We start from the raw sequence: 4,049 nt of genomic DNA, 5'->3' as shown, positions 1-4,049 counted from the left end.
CTTGATAAAGAATTAAATATAGTTAGAATACTGTAAATTTTATATATCCAAATTATATATGCCTCAATTATTCACCATATAGTCACAGACCTCTTATTCCACACAATGCCTTAAGATAAACTGTTTTCGGTCTGTGACTATATGGAGTGGATACTTCACAAGATATTTTGTGAATAATTGGGACTAAATAAATTTTTGTCTATTTTGTATAGTTAAGTCTTAATTTTTTGTGCAATTTACCGTTGGCTAATAACCAAAAATATTCTATAATTCTATTTGTAAATATGAGCTACGATAATCACTATATTCTATAAATTTTCATATTATTCTATAATCTTCTATCCAAATATCAATTTTTTGATTATTGTGGCTCATATCTATGTTAATTCTAAACTGAGTATATCTTTTCTCTACTTAACAGGAATTTCTAAGTTTATATTTTTCAAAATATCTGCTATAATACCGTTAAAGGCATTATAGCAAATTTCCAAAAAGAAAGGACTACAATGCCAACCATAAAAGAATTTGAAGAGTACGCCAGAGGGCTGAACCCCATTGATGATTTGATGTTTAGTAAAATGCGTAATATTTATATCAGCCTTTGATATGTTTAAGAGCGGGCTACCACTCTATCATGTGAAAAAAGTGGTTATGGAAACAGGACAGGTTGTTGAAGACGGACTTACCGAAATATATGCAAATGCAGTAATTGACAATGGTTCAAAATTTTCCAAACTGATGAAAGTGTTTACCGAAAATGATACTTACAATACAGATGAATTCCCTGTAACAAGCGAAATTAAAGCCAGATTTAAGTTGGATGAAGGAGGTGCTGTAAAAATGGATGAAACTTTACAGAGATGGATGCGTGAAAGTGAGGAAATTGGTGAGAAACGAGGTGAAAAGCGGGGCAGACAGGAAGGTGCTGAAAAGGAAAAATTCAAAATAGCCAGAAGTATGAGGGAAGAAGGAGTTAACCTCGAACTTATAACAAAATTTACAGGTCTGCCAATGGAAGTAGTTATGGCTCTGTAAAACTATTAGTCATCTCCTGCTCATAAGACAGGTATTATTCCACTTTAGCTAAGCATTTAATCAGCTAAGCGTATAAAATGCCTGTTTTATGGGTATTTTTGTGAATTTGATATTTATCAAAAATACCTTTTAGTAAATTAAATTACACGCAATTTAACTCTAGCATTAGCTTTAGGAAGTATTACCATCCACTTCTGTAACTGCGAAAAATCTCTGTAATCTGCTTGGATAGTGGGTTTTACAGTTACAGTTTTGCTGTGAAACCGGATTTAAAACTGTGAAAATTCATCCCAATACTGCTTTAATATCTTCTTCTTACCTTGCTTAGTTTTATCATTAGAAGGGTCCTCTGGGTCTCCAGGACTATCTTTGTGGTTGTAAGTATCTATTATGCCTTCTGTTTTTTCTTCTCTAAGAAATACTACTACTAATGTATTCTCTCCTTTATACTCAGTCTTTTTAACTTTATCTAAAGTTAATGTTATTAAGTCTTCACCTTTTCCACTCCTAAAACCTTCATTATCTGCCTCTGCCATCCTACTCTTTAGTTCCCCATTCGGTCTTGGATTGTCTATATTACCAACTTTTGTACTATCACTTAAATCATGCCCAGTAAACCATCCTACTAATTTGTATCCTTTTGTTGTTTTCTCTGTTGGTTTATCAATCTCATCTGTTATTTGAATATTCTTTGTAGTTTTATCTCTATCAAAGTCTTTATGAGTTTCTGCTCCTATATTTTTATACTCTACTTTTCCATTTGCATCTTTTTCTTTTACCCAGTATTGCTTTATTATTTCACTCTTACCTGTTGTATGCTTCTTCTTACTCGTCTTCTCCGGCTTACCAGGACTATGACTACCATCATATGTATTTATTATTCCATCTTGCTTCTTATTCCATACTCCACCTATACCATAACCATATGTCTTCTCTGACATATCTTTATTAGGTATTTTTCCTGCTACCTTAAAATTCTTTGGTAACTTCAAACCTACTATCTTTGTTCCTACCTCTAACCTTACGCACCTCGGATAAACATTATTGGTAAACTCGTTTATCATTATTCCACCATACTCAGTCATAGGTACTTCTTTACTTAATCCACTTTGATATTTACCTAAATTATATGATGTTGCACATATCCATAATGGCTTACCATTTTTACTTAATGCCCTTCTATTTGAATGCACTCTGTGCCAAAAGAATGGTTCAAATATTAATACTGTCTTACCCTCATACCAATCTTTTGCCTTATCTGCTGATTTAAATGCTCTTAATATTAATAGCTCAGCTCTGCTAACATTCCTACCTGACTTTGTTTTTTTATCTGAGCCTAATAACCATTTCTTTACATCCCCACCTCGCCCTCTAGCTGGACTACCATTAGTATATGGCTCACCCCAATCTGGCTTTTCCAAAGTAACCTCAATAGGCTTTTTGCCAAACCGAGATGTAAGTCTTAGCCTATCCTCTGCAAGTGTATTTCCACTTCTATCTACTATCCCCCTTGTATCACAACTATATGCTGCTGTTTCTGACACCTGTTCTCCAGTGTTTCTATCCACTAAATAAAATAACCATCCTGTTCTTGTATAAAAAGGCCCTCCTATTATCTCACCTACAGGACCTCCTTCATCACCTGTCATACTTCCACCAGGTTTTTGTGCATAAACTGGTATTGATAGTATATTTATTGACACTAGCATAATCAACACTGCTAATAACTTCTTCATCTATTCCTCCTTAATTATTAAAGGGCTGACTTATTGTCAACCCTTATCTAATATACTGCTCACTTTATTAATAATCTAGCATATCTAATTCTTCTTCTGTAATATCTTTATCTGGATGAGCACTCCTTGATAAACCACTATCTGGCTCTGCTACTTTCATTCCTCCCATTTGCTTACCATTATTCTTATTACTGTCCTTCTTTTTATCAGCTTTGTTATTGTTATTTGCTTTGTCCTTTTTAATAGGTTTTCCAACCTTTATGTTAGTGTCCTTGTTATTCTGCTGACCTTTATTAATATCATTTTTAGTTCCCTTTTTAGTATTGCTTACAGAATTTTTATTATCTGTATCGTTGTTATCTGATACATTATTTTTCTTAGTATCATCTTTAACCTTCTTTTTAACCTTAACTTTCTTCTTAACAATTTCATCCTTCTTTTTGTCTTTCTTAGCTAATACAGCAGACTTATTCTGATTATTTTCACTTGTCTGCAAGTTATCCTCACCTTCAACTACCGCATCATCAGGAATTACTTTTGCAGGTTTTGCTTTCTTAATATCTGTCTCTCCTTCTGGAAGATAAACAGGATTGTCTACATTTACATCATCTCCTGTCATACTGCCTTCTGCTTCCATCTCTTCATCACCTTGTATTTTATCACTATCCGCTAAACCACCCTTTATTACCCCTGCCTTATTAAACTCTGCCTCTACTTTTATTATTAACTCCAGCATCTCCGCCTTAGTTATTCCTTCATTCCAACGTGTCTTCGCTGTATCTAATATCCCTTTTTCATACGCTAATGCTATTGCTTTATATAGGTTATGCTCTACACCTGCCTCAGGGTTATTTAACATCTCAGATAACTTCTCTATCCTTGTTCTTCCCGTCTCATTCCCCTTATCCTCCGCATCCTCTAATTTTACATTATCCGCCTTATATGTATCTAATTCCTCAGCATAAAATCTGTTCATAAGCAAGTATATTGCCTCTCCCCTACTCATTGTGCTATTATAGGTATTCTTGTTTTCTGAGGTGTTTAGATAAGTATCCCCTTTATACTCCTGTGCATAGAGGTTGTATTCGGTAGTGCCTACCTGTGCTGTAAAATCAGAATCTTCTGTTGGCTTAGTGTCCGGGTTAAGAGTTTTGTACAGAAGGGACATAGCTTCTGCTCTGGTTAGGTACTTAGTTTCTGTAGGCTGTACGGTTACCGGCTGAGTAATATTAGAATTTTGATTGACTACCATTGTAGGCTTACTGCCTGTGGCAGAGC

General features: G+C 34.5%; 3 protein-coding genes. 1 reads left to right on the top strand and 2 read right to left on the bottom strand.

Going from position 1 to position 4,049, the window contains the following annotated elements:
* Positions 1-606: 606 nt before the first annotated feature.
* The gene (locus ACTTKP_RS11500; protein ID WP_442554040.1) at positions 607-1,035 is read left to right on the top strand and encodes a hypothetical protein; all 429 of its coding nucleotides are present in this window, start codon (positions 607-609) and stop codon (positions 1,033-1,035) included.
* Positions 1,036-1,304: 269 nt separating this feature from the next.
* Here ACTTKP_RS11500 and ACTTKP_RS11495 read toward each other — a convergent pair whose 3' ends face one another.
* Positions 1,305-2,771: a hypothetical protein gene (locus tag ACTTKP_RS11495; RefSeq protein WP_442554039.1), complete on the bottom strand. Its 1,467-nt coding sequence runs from the start codon at positions 2,769-2,771 to the stop codon at positions 1,305-1,307.
* Positions 2,772-2,838: 67 nt separating this feature from the next.
* The coding region (locus ACTTKP_RS11490; protein ID WP_442554038.1) for a hypothetical protein at positions 2,839-4,049 on the bottom strand (1,211 nt) is incomplete at its 5' end.

It is taken from the genome of Catonella sp. (assembly GCF_052169795.1).
Taxonomy (GTDB): Bacteria; Bacillota; Clostridia; order Lachnospirales; family Lachnospiraceae; genus Catonella.
The sequence above is the reverse complement of the archived record's forward strand: the minus strand, read 5'-3'. Positions and strand labels throughout refer to the sequence as shown.

Excerpts from the sequence above, each read along its gene's own strand:
- ACTTKP_RS11500 (WP_442554040.1), top strand. The coding sequence starts at position 607 with ATGTTTAAGAGCGGGCTACCACTCTATCATGTGAAAAAAGTGGTTATG.
- ACTTKP_RS11495 (WP_442554039.1), bottom strand. The coding sequence starts at position 2,771 with ATGAAGAAGTTATTAGCAGTGTTGATTATGCTAGTGTCAATAAATATA.